This window comes from Holdemania massiliensis, from assembly GCF_022440805.1.
In the GTDB taxonomy this organism is placed as follows: domain Bacteria; phylum Bacillota_I; class Bacilli_A; order Erysipelotrichales; family Erysipelotrichaceae; genus Holdemania; species Holdemania massiliensis_A.
On sequence record NZ_JAKNTK010000001.1, the window covers coordinates 3,410,306 to 3,432,302 of the forward strand.

Annotated in this window: 11 protein-coding genes and 1 tRNA gene; 1 reads left to right on the top strand and 11 read right to left on the bottom strand. The window is 46.5% G+C overall.

Features of this window, described 5'->3' with window-relative positions:
• Window positions 1-2: 2 nt before the first annotated feature.
• The 7 genes from MCG46_RS15890 to MCG46_RS15920 form a co-directional block, all read right to left on the bottom strand.
• The gene (locus tag MCG46_RS15890; RefSeq protein WP_240280842.1) at window positions 3-13,010 is read right to left on the bottom strand and encodes a ZmpA/ZmpB/ZmpC family metallo-endopeptidase-related protein; all 13,008 of its coding nucleotides are present in this window, start codon (window positions 13,008-13,010) and stop codon (window positions 3-5) included.
• Window positions 13,011-13,030: 20 nt separating this feature from the next.
• The gene (lepB, locus tag MCG46_RS15895; RefSeq protein WP_240280843.1) at window positions 13,031-13,603 is read right to left on the bottom strand and encodes a signal peptidase I; all 573 of its coding nucleotides are present in this window, start codon (window positions 13,601-13,603) and stop codon (window positions 13,031-13,033) included.
• A gap of 9 nt (window positions 13,604-13,612) precedes the next feature.
• Window positions 13,613-13,894, bottom strand: coding sequence for a hypothetical protein (locus MCG46_RS15900; RefSeq protein WP_240280844.1), 282 nt, complete (start codon window positions 13,892-13,894; stop codon window positions 13,613-13,615).
• Window positions 13,895-14,226: 332 nt separating this feature from the next.
• Window positions 14,227-15,072: a tyrosine-type recombinase/integrase gene (locus MCG46_RS15905; protein ID WP_240280845.1), complete on the bottom strand. Its 846-nt coding sequence runs from the start codon at window positions 15,070-15,072 to the stop codon at window positions 14,227-14,229.
• Window positions 15,073-15,444: 372 nt separating this feature from the next.
• Window positions 15,445-15,521 (bottom strand) — tRNA-Arg (locus MCG46_RS15910).
• A gap of 248 nt (window positions 15,522-15,769) precedes the next feature.
• Window positions 15,770-17,506, bottom strand: coding sequence for a peptidase M3 (locus MCG46_RS15915; protein ID WP_240280846.1), 1,737 nt, complete (start codon window positions 17,504-17,506; stop codon window positions 15,770-15,772).
• Between the two features lie 111 nt (window positions 17,507-17,617).
• On the bottom strand, window positions 17,618-18,322 hold the full coding sequence (locus MCG46_RS15920) for a sugar isomerase domain-containing protein (protein ID WP_020225630.1): 705 nt from the start codon (window positions 18,320-18,322) through the stop codon (window positions 17,618-17,620).
• 179 nt (window positions 18,323-18,501) lie between these two features.
• Between MCG46_RS15920 and MCG46_RS15925 the strand changes: the two genes are divergently transcribed.
• Window positions 18,502-19,329 (top strand): MurR/RpiR family transcriptional regulator, encoded by an 828-nt coding sequence (locus tag MCG46_RS15925; RefSeq protein ID WP_020225629.1) that lies wholly within the window; start codon window positions 18,502-18,504, stop codon window positions 19,327-19,329.
• A gap of 260 nt (window positions 19,330-19,589) precedes the next feature.
• On the opposite strand, the gene MCG46_RS15930 is transcribed toward MCG46_RS15925, so the two are convergent.
• The 4 genes from MCG46_RS15930 to MCG46_RS15945 all read right to left on the bottom strand — a co-directional run bounded on the left by MCG46_RS15930 (window position 19,590) and on the right by MCG46_RS15945 (window position 21,958).
• The gene (locus tag MCG46_RS15930; RefSeq protein WP_240280847.1) at window positions 19,590-19,991 is read right to left on the bottom strand and encodes a type II toxin-antitoxin system HicB family antitoxin; all 402 of its coding nucleotides are present in this window, start codon (window positions 19,989-19,991) and stop codon (window positions 19,590-19,592) included.
• A gap of 37 nt (window positions 19,992-20,028) precedes the next feature.
• Window positions 20,029-20,223 (bottom strand): type II toxin-antitoxin system HicA family toxin, encoded by a 195-nt coding sequence (locus tag MCG46_RS15935; RefSeq protein WP_240280848.1) that lies wholly within the window; start codon window positions 20,221-20,223, stop codon window positions 20,029-20,031.
• Window positions 20,224-20,678: 455 nt separating this feature from the next.
• On the bottom strand, window positions 20,679-21,230 hold the full coding sequence (locus MCG46_RS15940; RefSeq protein ID WP_240280849.1) for a hypothetical protein: 552 nt from the start codon (window positions 21,228-21,230) through the stop codon (window positions 20,679-20,681).
• 179 nt (window positions 21,231-21,409) lie between these two features.
• Complete coding sequence (locus tag MCG46_RS15945; protein WP_240280850.1) at window positions 21,410-21,958, bottom strand: hypothetical protein; 549 nt, start codon at window positions 21,956-21,958, stop codon at window positions 21,410-21,412.
• Window positions 21,959-21,997 lie beyond the last annotated feature (39 nt).

Genomic DNA, 21,997 nt, shown 5'->3' on the forward strand with positions numbered 1-21,997 from the left:
CCTCATTTGCTGATATTGGCAGTGGTTCCGTAAGGCTGATCTTCTGCCGACATGCTGAAATCCCAAAGCACGTCATAACCGAAAGTCTTATCAGAACCCAACAGATTGACAACGCCGTAATCCATTCCATATTTGAATTTCAGCTGAGCCCCGGTGCTGGCAGCGTCCGCCGTTTCAGCTTTGCTATTGGCGCCCAGCCGCAGAGACAGCGGAATCCTCGTTTTCGCCGGATCATAATAGAGCTTAATCGTGCTGCTCAGACCGCTGTTGGCTATGCCGCTGTTCGTCAGCCATAAATGCACGTTCTGATCCTGAGCATTGTCCTTAACGACATTCACGCTTTGAGCAACCGGTGTCAGCTTCACGTCTTTATCCGCCTGCGGTGTGATCGACGAGATCGAAACATTGATCGGAAAGCCGCTGTTGTTCTGAACAAACAGTTCCTGACTCTCTGCCGTGTCTTTCACTCCCGGATTCAGCTCCATCGACGCCGCAACCGGCAGCGTCACATCCAGGGTCCGGCTGGCTGCAGGATTAACAGTAATCTGATACTCATACCGCTGTTGATTCTGGGAATCTGTAAAATTCACAATGAAATACAACGGCGTTGTTTTACTGTACGCTCTTGGAACATCAATTCTTATGGCAGCTGAAACATCTCCGCTGCGATTGACCAGCGTCGTATTGCGCGGCGTGTCGAAGGCGATCGCATTTCCCATTGCCCCTTCACTTCCCAGCTTTATCAGCATTTTTTTATTGGCGTTTTCTGTTCCAAGACTGAATTTAGTGTCCGCATCCAAAACGATTGATCCTGCCTGCAGTTCCATTTCCGGAGTTTCTACAGCCGTACTAAAGGTGTTGTCTGCCGCCTGAACAATGTACTGAAACTTTCCTCCATGGATAGACCCATCCATTACGAAACCGTTGACTTCCCCTGCGACCACCAGGCCGTCTCTGACCAGGTTCATGGTTCCCTGTTTCACCTTCGGTGCCACGAAGGTTGGATAGCCCTGAGTTTCCTCACTGTCCAGACTGGTGAACCACACACGGTTGTCACCTTTTCGGTCATCATTCAGCAGATCCGTGACGCTCCGACTCTTCATTTGGATTGTCGTCTTGCCAGCATTGGTGATTGCGCTGATTCCTGAACTGTGAGGCGCCAATGTTGAATCATAGTAGCTGTGAGTAAAGGAGCCGCTGGCAATAGATCCCGTGCCCAGCAGTCCCGCGGATCGACTGCTTCCGTTAATGCTTCCGGATGCATAACAATGCGTAAGCATTCCTCCGCTGACATCCCGTCCAACCAGACCCCCGGCATAAGATCCATTGATAGATCCACCGATAGAGGCGCAGTCTTTGACTGTTCCACCACCCAGATAACCAATCAGACCGCCGGCCGCAACTATATCTCCTGATGCATTTGTCACACCATAAACATCGCCATAGTTCAGACAGCGTTCTAGGGTTCCGTCGAACAACAGACCAATTAAACCGCCGCTGTCATATCCGGAATTATCAATAAGACCGATGGTTCCTCGATTGATACATTCCGTAATCACACCCTTGGAACTGACGCCGGCCAGCCCTCCTATTATAGTGACCTCCGTGCCTTTTCTGCGAACCGCGGCTTTATTGACACAGGAATCTAACTTTCCATTATTGTCTCCAACCAGGCCGCCGACGCGCGTATTTCCATGAACTTCTCCGCTAACCGTCAGTCCCTGAACAACAGCGGTCGTAGCCGTATCCTTGAAAAATCCGCTGTTGCCATCAGCTACGGCGTACATATTCGTTACTTCATAGCCCTTCGCATTATTGCCGCTGAAAGTACCCGCATAGCTGGCAACTGGAACCCATGGTAAAGCGTCCGTGATGACGCCTGTCGTTTTGTTCGTATACTGTGATCCAGACAGATCGATCGTTTTTGTTATCGTGAAATTTGCAGTTTTCGCAATAACCGAATTACTGATCACATAGGACATCCATGCCAGCTGTTCCGGAGATGCCAGGGTATAAGCGCCGTTCAGATCCATAGCCGGACGGCTTCCGAAGCCTTCAATCCATTCGCCGACTTCATTCCAGTCCGTCGGAGCTCTCAGCTTGTTCGTCGTACTGCCAAAGACCGGATAGCCACTGTTCTCACTGGCTGAGGCTGCCGTTCTCCATATCGTATATTCCGTTGGAATCCCGGTCCCGCCGTTCAGCTGGTAAGCCGCGCCCCAGCTTTTAAGGAAACTTTCGGAGACGCCTTTGCCCTGAGCGGTCGTCGTCCCGCCTTTTCCCGTCTGATAGTAACAGTTCGTCAGCTTGTAATTGGAAGCATAGTTGGAATGATAAGCGTAGATCGGACCATTTCGCAGGCCGCCGCTGATCGTTCCCGCATTGTAGCAGTTTTTGATCTCAGCACCGCCGGCACAATAGCCCACGATGCCGCCGGCATTGCTGTCAGTTTGAGTACTGGAGGAAATCACAGTCCCCAGGTTATAACAGTTTTCAAAAACTGAACCGGTATACGCCAGTGCCGCGATGCCTCCGGCATAGGTATAAGCCCCGGTGGAAGTGGTTTTGACCGTAGCCTTGTTGTAGCATTGACTGAGTTTCCCTGATTTAAAGGTGGAAACCAGACCGCCGGCATTGCCTGCCGCCTGAACCATCCCGCTTTCGACTCCCAGTTTTTCTACGAGCGCTCCGGCACTGTTGATCTCTCCGAACACGGAAGAACCGCTCAAGTTTTTGATGTTATGGTAGTTCCCGTCAAAATGACCTGTATAGCCGTTTATCGCTTTCCAGCTCAAAGCTCCTGTATAATCCGTCCCCACTGCTGTTTTTCCAGTATACTGGAATCCCGCCAGATCAATATCCCCTGTCAGTTTTACAGATTTTCCGGCATACGTCGCTGCTTCTGAATTGACCTTATACATAAACCAGGCCAGCTGATTTGCATTCGCAATCGAATACGAACCTCCGGATTCAGTGGGTTTCGTTCCAAAATCGTCGATCCATTCTCCGACCTGCATCCAGTTCTTAAACGGTTCCGCCTGTCCGAAAACCGGATAGCCCTGATTTTCACTGTCATCCGCCGCCGCTCTCCATACCCAGCTGCTAGAACCGGAAGCGTCTCCCGCACCGTTGAGCTGATAGGCAAAACCCATCGATTTCATCTGTGCGGTAGTTAAACCCTTTCCTTTGATGATGTCAAAGTTCTTTTGCAGATCCAGATTGTAATAGCTGTTGGTTACAGATGTACCCGAGGCGCCTATAGAGTTGCTTGCCTTACCTCCGACAATGGTTCCGGCAAAGTAACAGTTAACAATATTGACATTATTTCCGCCGATGCCTCGCATATTAAGTTTATTGGATTCAACCGTAGAGGTATCTGTCAGTGTGCCGATGTAATAGCAGTCTTTTACAGTAACATTTGAAGTTCCATAATTGATGATTCCGCTGACTGCACTGTTATTATTTCCCTTTCCTGTGATATTCCCAGTCACTCCGCATTGTTCAATGAACGCTGGCTCGCTGCCACTTGAGTAATTCATTAATCCCGCACCGTCTGATCCAGTCATGACCGCCGCACTCTGGATGCCGAACAGGGTAAATCCGCCTATTCCTTGAGCAATAAAGGATACTCTCCCGCCCGTTGTAAACGAACAGCTTGAATCCAGCGAGAAATCCTTCATTGTTCCACTTAAATAACAGAGGAAAAAACTTCCGCCCGATAAATTACTGAGAACATGATTTTTACCTTCAAAGGTTCCCAAATAAGGATAAGCCTCTGAAGTTGCATATCCATTCCAGATCAGATTTGTATCTGACTTTCCGGAATATCGGCTGCCCTGCATGTTAAGATCCGCGTCTAACGTGATGTTATAGTTGTTATAGATACTCACTCCTGTATTCATTGTATACAGCGTATAAGCTAAGGCTTCCGGACTGTTCACTGTCCAGGTGCTCCCGCTGAGCGTTGGTTTCAAGCTGGAATCCTCCGCAAAGTTTGCAACCCAGCCTCCGACTTCACTCCAGTTGCTGGCCGCCCTTAAAGTTGACCCCGAACTGCAGAACGTCGGGTATCCCTGGTTCTCACTGTTGTTTTCAGCCGGACGCCAGACCTTGTTGTCACTGAGCGTAGCCTGCGCTCCGTTCAGCTGATACGCAAAGCCCCAGCTCTTCATTTGAACGGTTGTTTTTCCTGTAACATTGTTCACGGCTGTGCTGTAAGCGCCGGCTGTATCTGTGTTGTAAAAACAGTTGGTCACAGTAGCGTTCAATTCCCTCGGTGACACGACATGACCAGTTCCCCCACTATATGTGCTGCTGCCGGAACTAGCGCTGCCAGCGTTATAACAATTACGGATAATTGATCCGGTGTCCGCGCCGCCGACAATACCACCGTTATGGAAACCATTTGTCCAGTTACTGTCAGTTATATTAGCAAAGTTGATGCAGTTTTCAACGGTCGAATCCGACAGTTGAGCAACGATACCGCCGGTATAATTGGAACCTGCCATTCTTGATGCTCCGACATTGATATAATTGACACATTGCCGGATAACCGATTTATTCTGAGCGATTGCCGCTATTCCGGCATATCGAGTCGTCGTGTTGGGTAGTCCGCTGACGGTGCCTCTAACTGTCAGATCCTCAACCACGCCGTGATCAAGAACCTGAATGAATCCCTGATATGCATATCTGCCAGGTACGTTAATTCCAGAGATTTCTTTCTGATTGCCGCTGAACGTACCGGTCAGCTTGGAAAACGGTATCCATTCCAGGGCTGAGCTGTCAGAAGCTCTGCCGGTGAACCGGGATCCGAACAGGTCAATGTTCTCGCTCAGAGTGATGCCTTTGCCTGCATAGTTCGCATTGTCATTATTCACTTTATACGCAATCCAGGCTAATTCTTCCGGCTTGCTGATCTGATAACTGTTATTACTTAAAGTCGGTTTGGTCTGAAAATTCTCAAACCATTCACCAACCTGTGACCAGTTTGAAGCAGCACTTAATGTACCAAAGACCGGATATCCTTGATTCTCAGCAGCATTCGCCGCTGGTCTCCAAACCGTATTTTTGGAAAAGTCATCCTGATTGCCGTTGAGCTGGAACGCAAAGCCCCAGGTTTTCATCTGATCAGTGGTAATTTCCGTTCCATCCGAAGAGGAAAGCACATTATCGCTGACTACCGTCATATCAGCATAATAGCTGTTCACCGCGATAATCGTACTATCATAGTAATTACTAAACGCAAATGGAGAAGCCCACTTGCTGCCAGTAACAGTGCCTCCTACGGCATAACAATTACTGATTTTTACTGTCGGCCTTTCCCATAAGAATCCCGACAGACCCACAGCCATTTCACCTGTCACCTTCGTATTTATCACATAACAGCTGTCATATTGCTGAGACCAGGACAATTTATCACCGCTGGTATCCGTGTAACTGGAACCAACCAATCCACCGGTATATATACCCTTTATATCAGAGGATTCAACACTGCACTTTCTAACCACTCCGTTTTTAATGGATCCGACAAGGCCTCCGGCATTGCCTTTTTTTGCTGTAGAAGCATCCACTGAAGCGTTGTAGATATGAATCTGTTCAATCGCATTTCCGCTGCTTAGATCGATCAGTCCGAATAATCCACCGGTCGCCTTTTCTTTAGTTTCAACAACCCGCATATTCTTGATCTGATAACCCTGTCCATTAAAATGACCAGCATATGGCTTGGTTACTATATTGCCGATTGGGACCCAGCGCAAAAATGTATCTGCGGTTCCTCCATATACAGTGCCCATTAAATCTATATCCTGAGTTAGCTGACCCTGAATACCAGTCTTTCCATCAACATTATTCACTTGATAGGCAAACCAGGCCAGAGCTTCCGGCGTTCCAATCTGATATGGACTTGCTGATGATCCATTACCGCTTGGGATAAAACCATCCCCAGTCAGTGTGCCTGCCGCAATTTCAGCTCCGACGTCATTCCAGCTTTCATATGAGGTTCCCAGATAAGGATAGTTATTATTAACTCCCGCTCTCCAGGCCCAGACGGCCTCAGATCCAGTTCTTCCTGCGTTCAAGGTGGCAGCGAAAGTTTTGGTTTGCATTTCACTGGCCGTCTTTGACGTACCGCCGCCTTTCGCCGCTGTTTTTCCGCCGTCATAATAGCTGTTGACTGCCGTTCCGCTCGTTACGCCATAGGCATTGACGGCCGATGCTTTTCCGCCAAAATAGCAGTTTTCTATGGAAGCTGCAGAAGGCGCAATGCCGTAAGCATTCTTTTTAGCAGTAACATCCCCTAAGACATAACAGTCTTTGATACTCAATCCGCTGGCAGATCCGAAGGTAATGCCGCCGGCAGAATCAGCTGTGCTGCTGCCTACATTACTCAAAACTGCGCAGCGTTCAAGGGTACTGGCAGTCCCATCGACCACAGAAATTAAGCCAGCGAACCTTCCCTGACCGACATTTAGTCCAGCTTCTGCAGCTACCGTACAGTTGGTTATTGTCGTCTCAATGATGCTTCCTGCTATCCCGCTGACGTTATTAGCCATTTTGTTGAATTTCGCTTTCATCTGACATTGATCAATAACGCCAAATTCCATTTGACCTACGATGCCCGCCGCATACACCACTTCAAAACTATTATTTTCTCCTGCCGCAGTACAATTTTCAATGCGATTTTGAATCGCCGGACTATAAAGCGTATCTTTCACCGCAATGCCAACCAAAAGCGCGCCATATGAAGTTACGTCCAGTGCGGAATCTAAAAATTGTATATTCTCTGCAGTACAATTTCGGACTGTTGTTCCTGTCATCCATGAACAAATTCCACCTACGCTAGAGTAATTACCCAATGAACTTCTGTCAATTTCCATATTCTTAACAGAGCAGTTATCGATAATAGAATAAAATATCTCGCCAAACATACCATTTGCTGGATGATATTCCTCTTTCAAAAAATGACTGTTTTCCAAATGGCAGTTCTCTGCTTTTACATAAACTGTATTAGCGGAAATACCTCCCCCTGTATCCTTCAAGGTCAGGTTTCGGATTTCCGAATACAATGTGTTCTCCCAACTTTCATGAGACATTTTACCTTCACCGTCAAAACTCAAAAACAGATTATCAGCCAAATGGGAAATGGTATGATTCTGGCCGTCAATTAAAAGATTATATACATTAGGAGCAGTCCATGGCAAAGGACTATCCACTGTTCCACCATAATTCGCGCCGGTCATATCCAGATCAGCGTCCAGAACTAATTTCCATAAGTTCCTATTTCCAGCTTCTTGCCATTCCTTCAACAGGAAATAAGCTAAGGCTTCCGGAGAGGAAACAGTATATTGTTTTCTGTTCTGAATAAGCATACAGGATGTCTCTGTGTAACAGAACTCTACGTCCTCCAGATCCGTAATGACCATTTCGCCCTTATCAATCAGATCCTGTTTTTGAATAACATTGTTCTGAATGACATCCTTCCAGCTGGTGAACGTTGAAGCTCCCAAATGAGGATACTGGTCCTTTGTCCAGCCCCAGATTCCGGTACGTCCTGCATTCAGTAATTCAACAACACTATATTCTTTCAACTCTGCTGAAGTTTTTGATACAGCTCCAGAATCTGACTGAAATGCTGAATTGCTCGTTACATTATAGTAATAAGTATTTTCAGAAGCGTTCAATCCATCATTTTCATTGGAGACGAAAATTCCGCTTTTTTCAGAATCCTTCAGAGTAACATCAGCCGCATAAGCATTGGTGATTAGAATTTCATTTCCATATTTCAGCCCGGCAAGACTTCCAGCGTTTTTCGCTGAAACGCTTGTATTGCTGACATAACAATCCAACAGCTTAGTTTTTACAGGTTCTGCTCCTGCGTAACAAAGGCCCGCAATCCCACCGCCGTAGGAACCATTGGAATCAATGACAACTACCGTTGTATTCTCAACTGAACACCGCTGGATTACGCCGCTTTCTATATTCGCAGCGATCGCTCCGGATGCCCATCCGCCTTCAAAATAACTGTCGCGAATATGCAGATCATGAATGGATTTAGATGCTTCCTTGGGTGCATAATACCCAAAGAGACCACCATAGCTGTTGATTCTTTCCTCCCAAGTCCCATCTTCAGTTCTGAGATTTTTCAAGACACTGTTGTTGCCATTGAAATCTCCACCATAATAACTGCTGTAACTCATTCCGATTGGAGTCCATAAGATAGGCTTATCTACGGTTCCGCCGTAGGCCGAACCTGTAAAATCATAGGTCCCGTTTTGAGTAAGAATATAATCATCCGTATTCACTCGTTTTACGGTTGCTTCTATCCAGCTGAGCCAAGCCATATCTTCGGAAGTCTTCAACAGTGTCGGCGCTCCGTTAACACCTGTGGCGGGAATCATTTCCGGATGAAAATTGACGATCCATTCTCCGACATATGCCCATTCCTTTACTGGCTCCGGCTTACCTAAGACTGGAAGATCCAATTCATTATACTTGTCCCTTGCATTGATCCATCCTCCCTGAGTCATTCCGGCTTCATTTCCGCCGTTCAGCTGATAGGCAAAGCCCCAGGTCTTAGCTTGATTCAAGGTTATTTCCTTGCTTCCATCCATGACATTCAAGCTGTTGGTGTTGTCCGTTATGTCAATATAGAAACAGTTCTCACAGGATTGAGAGTTTATGATGGAGCTAACGTAATCGATACTTCTGGTACTGGTAAATGTAACGTTCGCAGCATAACTGTTCTTGACAATCCCACTATCAGCAGTACCCACCAAACCTGCTATGTAGTCTACTCCGTCGACGACGGCATCCCGGTAATAACAGTGCTGAAGGGTTCCCCCAACCATTCTGCCAACCAGCCCTCCTGAAACATCGCTGGAAACGCTGACCTTGGATCCGCATTGATCGACGATGACTTGCGCCGCATCAGAAACATCAATTGTACTGATCAGACTTCCGTGATCACCGCCGGCATTCACAGATCCTGACTCCAGTTCCACTTTTTGAATTTTCAATTGGAGAGTGATGCTCGTCGTATTGATGAGATCTCCGAAAAAGCCCCCAGTCTTGGAAAATAAATTCTTAATTTTATGATATTTTCCGTCAAATTCACCGCTAAATTTCTCCATGGAAATCCAAGGCAGACAGTTAGTATAATCACTGCTGACAGTGGACTCTCCGGTATAATTCAACCCCGCCAGATCCATATCTGCCGCCAGCTGGACATAGTACGTTTTACTGGAATCAATCTGAGCCGTAAACCAGGCCAGAGCTTCCTCTGAAGCCAGGATATAAGGATCTGCCTGACTTCCGGTACCGCTCAGCGCCATGGTGACTCCGGCATCCGCTCCGCTTTTAGCCGGTGTTGTTTTCAGCGTGGCTTCCGACTGCTGCTGACCCACTTCCTTCCAGTTTTTCGGTGCCGGCAGTTCCGGAAGTATAAACATATATCCGCTTTCCGGATCCAGACTCCAAACGGTTGCCGGATCATCGTAGATGCCGCTCAGCGCCGCCTGGAATTTTGTCGGTCCTGCTACTCTTTCGTTAAATGTTTGGACGGAACTCGCAAGCTTGAAATAACCTGCTGCCGCGGCTGTTGTATATTTTCCATTGGCCAGGATATTAGTCAATGACTGGTCATAGTAAATTTCTGAGGTTCCATTTTTTAATGATGGATCAGAAGCACCGTACAAAACATAGCCTCCACCCGTATTCGACATTGTTCCTGCAACATAGCATTGAAAGTATGGAGTGTTTTGATCATGCTCACCTTTCATAAATCCAACCAATCCGCCGACATAGTCATCACTTGTTTGTGCACTTAATGAAAGGACTCCTGCATGAGCACTGTAGGCCAGCGTAACAGGAACTTCTTCGGCCCCAATTAACCCGCCGACAACGCGGGGAAAGCCAAGATTAGTCGAAGAATCCAATTCCACAGTCCCCAGGTTGCGGCTTCGGAATATTTTAACATTAGAGCCAGAAGACTGACCGATCAGGCCGCCCAGGTTAGCGACTCTTAAAAGATTGTTATTTAAAATTTTACCGGAATTGGAGCACTTATCAATGACGACCTCTCCGGTAGTCTCCTGGATCAAACCAACGATACCGCCGACATTGGATCCCTGTAAACTCAGAGAACTGTGGCAGTTCAAAATCTGGACGCCTCCATTTGAATCAATCGTTCCCAGAATTCCGCCCATCCCTGCAGTGGAAGCCTTTTGAGTTTGATCTACTTTAGTTTTAAACATCACTTGATCATTTTCAGCATTAACAGTACAGTTCTGATAAACACTGCCCTTCCCGCTCAGCAGTCCGACTAATCCGCCAGAACCGGTAGAAGTGCCCTCATTATCAAATTTTGCATACATCAGAGGGTTATTTCCATCCATGATATTCACAGTTACGTTACTGATCACGGATCCGCCGAGATCACGTCCCACAAGACCGCCAAAACTATCAGCATTCGAATTACCACCGGTCTCACTGGGCCTGATATTCAAATCCAGAGTCAGGCCGTCGATCGTTGCATTGCTGATTCCGAACAAAAAGCCATTATCATAATTGTTGGTTCCCGTCCACAGGATGACATTGGTTAAACCGTCGCCCTCTCGATCGACAGATAAATGTCCTTGATAAGGTCTATCTCTACTATAATCAGGCATCGCCCATACCAGATAACCTGAAGAGCTGTAATTACTTCCTAACATATCAATAGTTCCGCGGATTTTTGCATAATTGGTTGCACTGATGCTGCCAATAGCGGTTTTATAAAAATAAATCGCAACCTGTTCCGCATTCTCTAGGATATACGGATCCGCGGAAGTTCCGGATCCGCTGAAAGCATAGGCTGAATTATCCACATTGGCTGATGCAAATTCATTCCATCCGATCATCGGCGTACGCGGCTGAACTGTCGCCTGCAGAGAACGAGACCGTGTAATGCTGCCGATCTGCGCACTCAGACTGCCGCTGACCTGCTGATTTTCTTCCTCTTTTGCGGCGGGGTCTTCCTCTCCGTTTTCCTGATCAGTCGACTGTTCTTTAGTTTCCGTCTGAACTGCGCGAAAATGACTCCGCATACTTTGCGGCGTCTTTTCCTCCGGCAGGACCTCTACCGGTGTCTGTGTCTCTGTTTCGAAGTAAGCCTGACCCGCTTCGTTAATTTTCAAATCACCTTCGGCACTCCACTGAACTTCTTCTTTGCCGATCGCCTGCGGCAGTTCAATCGGACTGTTATTGCCCGGCTGCAGCGCGTCTTTGAGCGTCGTACCGTCGGCCAGAACGATGGCCACCGCAGAGGCGGCGCTGTTTTCCTTAATCGTTTTGTGTTCCTGCTGCGCAAAATAACAGATCTGCGGATAGGCACCTTCGGTCCGGACCCAGTTGCCGACCGGTTTTTTAGACTCTGTGCCTACCATCTCCGATGTATTCAGAGCCTCGGCAGCTGTGTCTTCGGCCAGAGCCATCTGCTGATCAAAGCTGCAGTCTTTAATCGCACCTTCGTTATAATAAACAAAAGCCGCTGTCTTTTCCGCAGTCTCATCAAGAGTGACCGTTGTGAAACAATTTTGAAGAGTTCCATAATTTTCGCTGACGAAGCCGGAGGCTTCCTCGCCTCCGATTAAGCCTGTGGAATAGCTGTTTTCAATTCGGCTGTGCTGCGCAACTCTGCCGCTCATGCCGGCTGTCTGCGTCTTCATTGAAGTTTCCTGGATGGTTGTGACCAGAGTATAGCAGTCAGAAATCAGGCTTTTGCCTTCCAGGCTGCCGACCAGGCCACCGGATATCACCTGCTCCGCTGTGACATAATCATAGCTGCGCTGCAGAGGAGCTACCTTCTGCGTCAGTTCAGGGTCTTCTGTATTTTCAGGAACGATCGTCGGCTGATCCTGCGGCTGAGCCGCGGAATCATCGCTGACCTCGGGAGTCATTGAAATCTGCGGTTCCGGGGTATTCCTTCCTTCTTCCTCTGCCGGCTGCGCAGTTTCGTCATTATCCTGCGGAAGAATCGTCGCTTCCGGTGCTTCAGTGGATTCCGGCGCGGTTTCCAAACTCAAAATATCCAGATGGATATTGGCCCCCAGACTTCCGGCCGTCACTTTAATCGGAGCCCCTTCTGGCGTTTCCTGATTCCGTGGTTCTGAAGTTTCTGACGGATTCTCTGTCGGAGTCCCTTCCGGGATCATTTCAGGTTCTTCTGGATCCTGAGCTTCCTCGGAGTTCGCAGTTTCTTCCGGCACCGCGCTGCCCTGCGGTTGTTCCGTTTCCGGAGTCTGAGTTTCCTCCGGGACGAAGGAGCTTTCCGGCGTCATCGTGATTTCCGGAGTTGTGACGGGTGTCGGCGTGTCTGTGACTTCCGGCACCGCGCTGATCTCAGGAGTCACTGTCGTTTCAGGGGTCGCTGTCACGATCGGAAGCGCCGTGCTTTCCGGGGTTGGCAACGGAGCCGGCTCCACTTCATAAGCGACCGCTTTCGGATCCCGCACATGGATCTCACCGACAGCGGCGCAGTTTTTGATTTGAGTATCAATGCTTCTTCCAGCCAGAGCCGAAACCGACATGACATAGTGTTCGCCATCGAAATATGTGGCTCCATCGCTGAGATTCACTTCCCCCAGCAAAAGGTTTGTAATTTCAGCATCCTGAGTCGTCCCGAACAACGGACGAGTCAAACCGCTCAGAATATGCCCGTTGCCGTCCAGTTCCCCGGTAAATGGACGATAATCCGTACCGATGGAATGCGGCAGATCGGACAGATCCAGATCTGCTTCCAGCCGATACCGGCCGTCCAGATTATAGCTTCCGCTGTCTTCTTTGATCAGCATGGCTTCCAGCTCTTCCCGGCTGCTGATCGTGATCCAGTCGCCGCTTTTCGCAAAGGCGATCCCGACACTGCTGCCGATCAGATCGCTGAACACATTCAGCATCAGACAGCCGGTCAGCACTATCCCTGCCAGTGTCCTCCCGCGTTTTTTATTGCTTTTTACTTTTACTCTGAGCTGACTCATATTTTTTTCCTCCAACCTGTTTACTTCTTCTGCCACCGGAAAACGGCGATAACCCTTCCTCGGATCTGTCCTTTATCCACCATTCCGATGCTTTCATCCCGGCTGTCAACCGAGACTGCCCGGCGATCTCCCAGTAAAAAGAAACTGTTTTCCGGCACGTTGTATTGGTAAGCCGCTTCTTTTTGCTGCGGAATGGCATAGTTTTCTTCCACCTGCTGTCCGTTGACGCTCAATCTGCCGTCAGTCTGAAGTTCAACCCGGTCTCCGCCCGTGGCAATGACCCGTTTCACAACGTCTCCTTCGGGCAGGGCAAAAACGATGATGGATCCTCTTGGATAATCCTGTGTCCCGCGGCTGTACAGAATCCAGTCTCCATCCTGAATCCCCGGAGACATGGAATCTCCCGATACCCGATCCACACCCATCACAAAATTCAGCACCAGCATCAGAAACAGAATAACCCCTGCCAGCCCCGCCAATAACCCCCGACGGCGTCGGCGCTGACGTAGCTTCAGCTGCTTCCGTTCCCAGTTGATCTGCTGCCAGAGCTGACTGGACACGTTAAAACTGATTTCTGCTTTTTCTTCCTTCATGTCGTCCCACTACTCTCTCCGGCATTTCAATTCTTCTCTCAGCTGGGCAATGATCTGTGATTGTCTCTGCAGCTGCTGTTCATAGCTCCATCGCTCTTTTTCAAAAGCCAGCTGCATCTGTGCCAGATAATCCAGTACCTGTCCCTCATCGTAACCGCCGATCCAAACAGTACGGAAACCCGGACCTTCTGCTTTCGCTTTCCGCTTCTTTTTCTTCCTCCACGGAAACACGTCTGCCGCCCCCTCGTTTGATTTCATCTTTGTCTGAATCTGTTTTCTGATCTCGTTCACGCGACTGTCCTTATTCCGAGTTCATCCTTACTACATAATTCGTATTATGTTGTGACGTGAACTGTTCATCATAATGAATTATCTTAGATTCAGCTTACATTTAGTTCACAGCAAAAAGATCAGAGCCGGAGACTCTGATTAATTTGATAAAAATTAACATTTTTGATTGAATCTGCGGGTCCAGATTCTTTTTATGCTGTTATAAATCTTGGAAATCAATAACTTTCAAGCTTTGAACAGTTGCATTTTTAGGCGGAAACTGTCATAATGTAAACGTAGTTTTTATAATCGTGTGCACTCTTACAACATAATACGAATTATGTTTTTTTTCTTCAAGCTGAGGTCAGTCCCAGCCGGGAAATTAGACGACGCTGCTCCTGACCGCTGGTCGCTGTGTAGATTCTGGTTGTTTCCACACTGGTATGACCCAGTACGTCCGCCAATCGAACTATATCTTTTTCCATTCGGTAATAAGTCAGGGCGAACAGATGTCTCAGATTGTGAGGAAAAACCTTTCTTTGATCGACTCCTGCAGCCCGGCACAGCTTTTTCATCGCTGACCAGATATTGCTTCGATTCATCGGTTTCCCCGTTCGCGTTATGAAAATCGCCCCGCTTTGAATCTGATGCCGCCGGCAATATTTAAGCAGGGGCTTTTTCAATGTTTCCGGAATAAATACCAGTCTTTCCCGGCCTTTGTTCCGAATTCTCACCTGTCCCTGCTGTACAGCTTCTACCGTAATGAACTGATGCTCACTGACCCGAATTCCTGTACTGCAGATGGCCTGCATCAAAAGCCACAGGCGTTCGTTGCCTGGCTGCGCTGTCCTCAGCAGTTTCTGATATTCTTCACGGCTCAGCTCTTTTTCTTCTACTCTAAAATTTGTCCGCTGCACTTTCAGCAGCCGCACCTGACAATCACGCCAATCTAAAAAAGCCAACAGCTGGTTGACTGCCGTCAGCATGGAATTGACGCTGGTTGTTTTGTAACGGCCTGTCAGTTCCGATTTGTAAGCGATGACCTGTTCTTTGCTTACATTCTTCTCCTGCGGCAGGAATTGATAAAATGATCGAATGTCCCTGATGTATTTTTCTATGGTATGCGGACTGTGCTCCTGTTCGATCAAATGATGACGAAATGCCTCCAACATCGAAGAAGTCAGTATATTTTCTTTCATGATGAGCCTCCTTCACTTCTTTCTCCCTAGTCTCCCCCGACTTTCAGCAGTTATTATGCCAAGTTTCATTGTAATATTTATTTTTATATTTTTTAATGGATGTATTTCACATATTTTATGCTATATGTAATAATTTTTAATCGTTTCAAATCATCTTATCAAAGTTTTAAGTTTTAGATATAAAACGATTTATCTAAAGGTTAAATACATGACAGGTATTGATCTGGCTTGATGACCCCCAGCAGGCAAGTTCATCGGGCAGCCTTCAGCGCTGCAGAGAATTCTGCATTAAGAATTTTGTGTTATGAAAAACAAAAAAACCATAGATTTCTCCATGGCTTTCCCTTCAAAGCATCAAAATAACCTTTATAATGGCGTCCTCGGGCGGGCTTGAACCGCCGACCTCGCGCTTAGGAGGCGCGCGCTCTATCCATCTGAGCTACGAGGACATTGTGATTTACATCCATTTTATAACGTAGTTTAAATTTTTCAACCGATTTCTTAGGAGACGCGCGCTATCCAGCTGAGCTACGGAAACAAGACTTACGCTGACGCTTAATAACACCCGCATCTCTCGTATGTTTAATTATAACCAACTCTGTCCCGCTTTTCCAGCCCTAATTTTATGACTTCCTTGGCTTCTAAACAGAAAGAAGAAGCAGAGAGATTTCCCTGCTTCCTCAATGAATATTCAATCTTACAAACCTTTAACCTTTTCTGCAATTTCACTGACACAATCGGAAGTAAACGGATCTTTCAATCCGCTGCCGACTAAGGCATCACGATATTTGAAATTGATTGTATACTGCGTAATCTGGTTGTAGGTAGACAAGGCTTTTGCCCGGTCATCCACACTCTGAGCCCAGATCTCCAGAGCTGAAATCGCCGAGGTAGCATAGCTGATATAATAGAACGGTGTTTCAAAATGATGATGAATATCAACCCATTCATAATACAGCTCGCTGCCGGTATAACTGTAGAAAATATCCGCATGCAGCTGATTGACCTCTTCCAACGTTAAATCCGGATTGGCGAAGACAGCCTGCTGAAATTCATCTTCAGCACAGCCCTGAAGAATGGAGCTGACCATGCTGTAAATCGAATAGATCTTCTGTCCTTCCGCCTGATCGGCTCCAAAGAACTGATCATAATAGGGCTGCATCAGCAGCTCCAGCGCCTGCGAATGAATTTCCGCGGCATCCAGATTGTTGCTGTCATTCCAGCTGATCGTCGGCATCAGATAGAAATTGTAATAATGACCGAATTCATGAATCACTGTGTCCGCATTGCGGTAATCATTGGAATTAATGAACATGAACGGCGCGGAATAATCATTAATATAGGTTGTGTAGCCCGCATGCATTTTGCTCGGCTCATTGCTGAAATCATAAAGCTTGTTATTCTGCATGTAATCCAGCGCTTCACTCATCTTGCTTGGGAATTCTGCCTGCAGCGATGTTTTAAGAATTGGCAGTACCGCTTCCAGATCTCCATCGCCCGACTGCATCGAAGTTAAAGCAGAGATCAATTCGTTATAATTCGCGTTGATCATCTGTCCGAATGCTGGCAGCAGCTCAGTTCTGACCTTTTCGCTAAAATTATGGGCATCTTCTGGGGTGTAATCCCGGCCCAGAAGATCATAAGCGTAGTCCGTGTAACTGTCATAGCCCAGAGTTTCTGCAATCTGAATGCGCAGATCCCGCAGCTGCAGATAAATTCCGCCTAATTCGGCATTCTTCTTCTCATAGATTTCAGTATAAGCCTGAATCCCTTCGTCGGTGTTCAGATCAAGATCTTCGATAGTCACGGTCTGACCGTTCAGCTCCGTTGTATAATCCGAAGCCAGCAGCTTCGTATACTGCGTAACCAGATCGTTTTCCTGTTCGCTCAAAGCTTCGATTTCCGGCGAATTCAGTTTGGAATTAAACTCATAACGTTCGATAAATTCATCGCCCCAGGCCGCCTTTGCAGCGTCTTGATACCCGGACGCTAAAATCGTTTCGGTCAGTTCGTTCATCTTGTTGTCCAGACGCGTATAATAGTTATCCAGCGTGGTCATTTCTTCTTCATAATACGTATCGGTCGTATCTAGATTGTAATGGATGGTCGCCAGCGTGTCCATAGCATCCAAATTCCGGATATCATCCAGAATCTCATCATACAGATCCAGCAGTTCGCTTTCCTTACCTTCTTCTGCAGCCATCGCCTGACAGTCGGCGATCTTCTGATCTAAAGCCTCCAGATCCGGCCGGACATAGGCCATATCAGCAAAGGCAACCTGCTGATGTTCAACAGAAGTAGCCTCCACAGACGGAGGTGTCGGTGTAGCTGAAGCCGTTGGCGCAGAGGGTGCGCCGCAGCCGCTGAGCAGTAAACTGAAGGCCGCCAGCAGCGCAAGCATCAGCCTGCTCAGTGAAAATTTCTCTTTATTCATGATTTTCCTTTCTAGCACTTTGCCGTCTGGGCAAAGAACCTGATCTTTATTATTATAATATGAAAAAAGGAATTCTGCACTTGAATTCCCCTTTTCTGTTCTGAACTTGAATTACATGTGGTACATGCGGTCGAAATACTGAGCCAGCAGACGATCGTTGTATTCTGGACCGCCGTCGATATTCTGTGACTTGAAGACCGGCGGTACAATGCCTTCTTCCAGCAGCATCTGCGCTGTACGGTAAACGCAGGCCTGAATCAAGATCGCCGTCGTGATCGCAGACATGCCGCAGATCCGTGTATCCAATCCTTCAACATCAATGGAAGCATCGCCATCCATAACGCAGTTGTCAATGACGACATCCGCCAGCTGCCACAGGTTCTTGCCGCAGGAATGCTTCGGCGTTAAATTCTTGGAAGCTTCCAGCGAGGTGATCGCGACAACCTTGGCGCCCTTTTCATGAGCCGCAAGAGCGATTTCAACCGGCAGCGGATTTCGACCGGAGTTGGAGATCAAAACGATAACGTCATTCGGACGAACATCCACTTTTTTCATGAAGGATGTGCCGACGCCTTCAATGCCTTCATAAGCACCGCCGGCAGGTTCTTTAATCTGTTTGGTGGGAATGAAGCCGCCCGCTCTGAAGCACAGTTCGCTGGCTCCCGCTTGGGAATGACCTGATCCAAAAGCCTGAAGCATACCGCCGTTTTTCAGCGCATCCGCAAACAGCCGAGCTGTTTTTTCCACATTTTCTTCCTGTGTGGACTGCAGTTTTTGAATAAGACCCTCGACGACACCGTAAACTTTGTTCTCCATCTTTCTTCCTCCTTGGGTATTTTATCCATAAATATCAGTGATATATATGGATTATTTACCCATAGATTACTGCATTCTTGGGGATCTGTCAAGGTGTTAACTTGTTTTTTTGATTAACTTATTTGTAGTTATCCAAACTTTTCTGTATAATTAAATCATAAGACAAGAGGGGGATACCCATGTTTAAAGCAAAATTAAAAGCTGTATATCAGGATTTAACGCAGTCCGAAAGACTGGTCGCGGATTATATCCTTGACCATATTGATGAAATCCGGACAATCACCTCGCATCAGCTCGCCGTGAATACGCACATCGGCCAGTCAACCATTATTCGTTTTTCTCAGAAGTTGGGCTACAACAGTTTCCGGGAACTTTTAGCGGATCTGTCGGCCATCCCGCGCCAGGATTTAGTAAGAGAAGAAATCCAGGTTAACGAATCTATGAATGACACCAACCGCAAAATTATTGCGCAGTATCATGATATCGTTGAGGTGACTTTTGAGAACAACAAGGAAGAAACAATCCAGCAGGCCTGCGAAATGCTGATCAAAGCCAAGAAGATTATTTTGTTCGGGATTGGAAGCTCTAACTTATTCTGTGAATACCTGGCAAATCAGCTGGTTAAGATGGGATTACTTTGCGTAACCAGTCAGACGCCGCATACGATTTATTCCCTGATCGATCAGTCGCGCAAAGATACAGTCCTGTTTTTGATCTCGGAATCAGGTGAAACACGAGAGGTCATTAAGGCGGCTTCGATTGCCAAGGAAAATGAAATGCCGATCATTGCAATGACGCGCATGGCGAAGAATTCGCTGCACACCTATGCCGATCTCATCCTAAAGACTGTCTCTTTTGAAACTGAAACACGTTTGAATGTGACAACCATGCGCTGTTCTCAACTGTACCTGATCGATGCACTGTATCTGAACATCATGAAAAGCAATTTCAACAAATTCAGTAAGACGATCGAACGCGCCGAAATGCTGTCAGACCGTAAATTATAAAAAAGTACAATGCACTCAATGAAGTCAATTTAGAAGAAAACTGAATTGACTTTTTTAATTCGTAATCAATAAAGAAAAAAATCCCTGGAAGATTTGCATATTCTTTAGAATTTAGAGTTACACTGTAATTCAATACAGGATTAACTACATCCAAGGCTGATTCAACTTTCTGCTTTTGTAATATTACAACTGAAAGTCGTTTCTTCCTTTCATTCTATAACGATAATCTCTTACCGCATGCAAAAAGTGCAGACAATCAACTACATGGATTGTAGTTTGTTCATAAGTGCTTCTTGAAGAACTTGAGAAAAATTAATCCCTTTTGCAGTCGCTTCTTCATTGAGCCATCCGGGGATACTTAAAGTTTTCTTTACAGCTTTTGAATTTACACGCTTTTTAAAAGCAGCGAAATCAAATTCGACGATGACTAGAAATTCATCAGCGCTGATTTCAATCATTTCGGGGGAAGATGGCAACGGGAAGATATCATTTTCATCTCGCTTAACTGAAAGTGCAAGACCAAGACAGTCAACAGCCATTTCGTAAGCTTCTTGCATATGATCTCCTTCGGTGATGGCTTCAGGAATGTCCGGGAATGTGACCCAGAAACCGCCTTCTTCAGCTTTGTGGAAAATTGCAGGATAGAAAATTTTGTTGTCCATAAAATGACCTCCTCAGTTTATTTTATGGCAGGAGGGCTCATTTCAGCCCAGCCTGCTTAAGAATAGCTTGCTCTATCCCTTTTTTCAAAGCTTTAGAGCCGTGATCAGGTACAGTCGTCTGTTTTCCGGATTCAGGATTTCTCATGATTACATGAGATGTACCACGCTGCCTTAAAATGACGAAGCCGTTCTTCTTTAGGAATTTAATCATTTCCTTAGAAGTCATGGGCATGATTGGTTCTCCTTTCCCTTATCACGGCTTAATTATAGCACGTATCAATACGTAAGCAACAAACAAATACGTAAAATTACGTAATTTCTATGATCAATGTTACTGTCACAAAATTAAATGTAAAGGATGGAAACTGAAATTTTTTGGATTAGTATGCAAGTCCTCGGCTGTATGGACTTCCTTGTTTATAATATGGCTTATTTGCTCAAATGTATTGAAGCTGGAAAACAGATTGGATTACAGAAAACGATGGAAAACCATCATGAAGTAACCAACTTTATCCGCTGACCCTTTATTTTTACTTTAATCATTTGAAGTACAGACTGTTAGATAGATTTTCTCTGTTCAACTGAAATTTCATAGTTTTTCTATTAATAAAAACGCAGTCCTGCGATCATCCATTGTAATAGGAATCAGACTGCGTTTTCTCAGTTCAGCAAGTTTAGAACTCTTTGTTAGACAATTTTCAACGACTTTACCGCATGCTCAATATCAGCCTGATAAAGCGCATAATTGTCTGCGTTTAAGATCACAACCGCAAACATCTGCGGCAGCGTTTCACCTGAACCGAAAATGAAATATTCTATGATCTGCCCATTGCTCTCGCTTGTATAGCGCAGGCCTTCCAACCCCGCTTCGGTATGATAAGGCTGGGAATCAAACAAACTGTCATCGACACCAAAGGGAGCGTCCACTGCCGCCATAATGGAAAACAGCTGATTGCCGTCATCGCTGAATAAAAACTGCACACCGGTCGTAGGACTGGCTTCCTGATTTTCATCACCTGAGTGACTGAAAATCTCTGTTTTTTTCCACGCCTCAGGTACTTCCGCTGTAAACCGAACACCGGAAGCTTCATCCTCGAATGTATACGTTGTCAGTCTTTTCTCCTCTGACTCTGCCGTTGGCATCGTTGTTGGATCTGAGGCAGGTGCTTGAGATTGAGTGCAGCCGGCGAAAACAACCGCCAGGCTCAGCCCAAGCAAAATCATTCTGATCTTCTTCATTCGCTTTCTCCTTTCACCAGAATATTCTGGTCAAGCGTTTCATCACTGTGATTTTCTAGTTTTAGTGTATCACAAATGAAAGACCTGTGCTTTGAACAAATAAAAAACCTTTCATTCAACAGCGGTCCTTCTGGCTCCTTTGCCGCAATGAAAGGTCTTTTATCCTTTTGACATCAAAATCAGAAACGGGTTTTCACTGACCAATTGCCCAGTTCTTCCAAATGGACAGTGCCGTTGCCTTCTTTTTTACCTTTGATCCAGCGCGTCAACAATTCCGCTTTCTGCGCATCGCTGACACGAACCAGAATCGCTCCTTTCTGCGTTTCCAGACTGACTGAATGCAGACCTTTATATCCCGGACGGGTCTTCTCCCATGGATTATCATTGTGGAAAACCCGAATCACTTCGGAATAAGTACAGGCCGTCAGCCGATCCAGGCTGGCGGAAAGAATTTCCTGTTCGCTGAAAAAAGTCGTATCAATGCAGCGGTACGGCTCATGAAGCGGATGGGCTTGAAGAAAAGCTCTGATTTGCTGGCGTTTCCGCAGCCAGAAAGCCATCGCGGCCAGCCACCCTAGGATCGCAGCCCCTGCTAAAATCAACCAAAAACTGTCCTGCAAAATCATCGCGATGAAGAAAAAGAAAAAGACCAGAAATGATGTCATACCGATATAAAACCGGCACCGATCAAGATTCGCGGAATCAAACACCTGAAATACCGTCTTCATGTTCCGCCTCCTTCCTGATCTTATTGTACTTCTTTTTCT

What these genes read in the sequence shown, in the direction of transcription:
- lepB (WP_240280843.1), bottom strand. Translation starts at nt 13,603, where the DNA reads ATGAAGGAAGAAAAAGCAGAAATCAGTTTTAACGTGTCCAGTCAGCTC.
- MCG46_RS15930 (WP_240280847.1), bottom strand. Translation starts at nt 19,991, where the DNA reads ATGGACAACAAAATTTTCTATCCTGCAATTTTCCACAAAGCTGAAGAA.
- MCG46_RS15920 (WP_020225630.1), bottom strand. Translation starts at nt 18,322, where the DNA reads ATGGAGAACAAAGTTTACGGTGTCGTCGAGGGTCTTATTCAAAAACTG.
- MCG46_RS15890 (WP_240280842.1), bottom strand. Translation starts at nt 13,010, where the DNA reads ATGAGTCAGCTCAGAGTAAAAGTAAAAAGCAATAAAAAACGCGGGAGG.
- MCG46_RS15935 (WP_240280848.1), bottom strand. Translation starts at nt 20,223, where the DNA reads ATGCCCATGACTTCTAAGGAAATGATTAAATTCCTAAAGAAGAACGGC.
- MCG46_RS15905 (WP_240280845.1), bottom strand. Translation starts at nt 15,072, where the DNA reads ATGAAAGAAAATATACTGACTTCTTCGATGTTGGAGGCATTTCGTCAT.
- MCG46_RS15915 (WP_240280846.1), bottom strand. Translation starts at nt 17,506, where the DNA reads ATGAATAAAGAGAAATTTTCACTGAGCAGGCTGATGCTTGCGCTGCTG.
- MCG46_RS15925 (WP_020225629.1), top strand. Translation starts at nt 18,502, where the DNA reads ATGTTTAAAGCAAAATTAAAAGCTGTATATCAGGATTTAACGCAGTCC.
- MCG46_RS15945 (WP_240280850.1), bottom strand. Translation starts at nt 21,958, where the DNA reads ATGAAGACGGTATTTCAGGTGTTTGATTCCGCGAATCTTGATCGGTGC.
- MCG46_RS15940 (WP_240280849.1), bottom strand. Translation starts at nt 21,230, where the DNA reads ATGAAGAAGATCAGAATGATTTTGCTTGGGCTGAGCCTGGCGGTTGTT.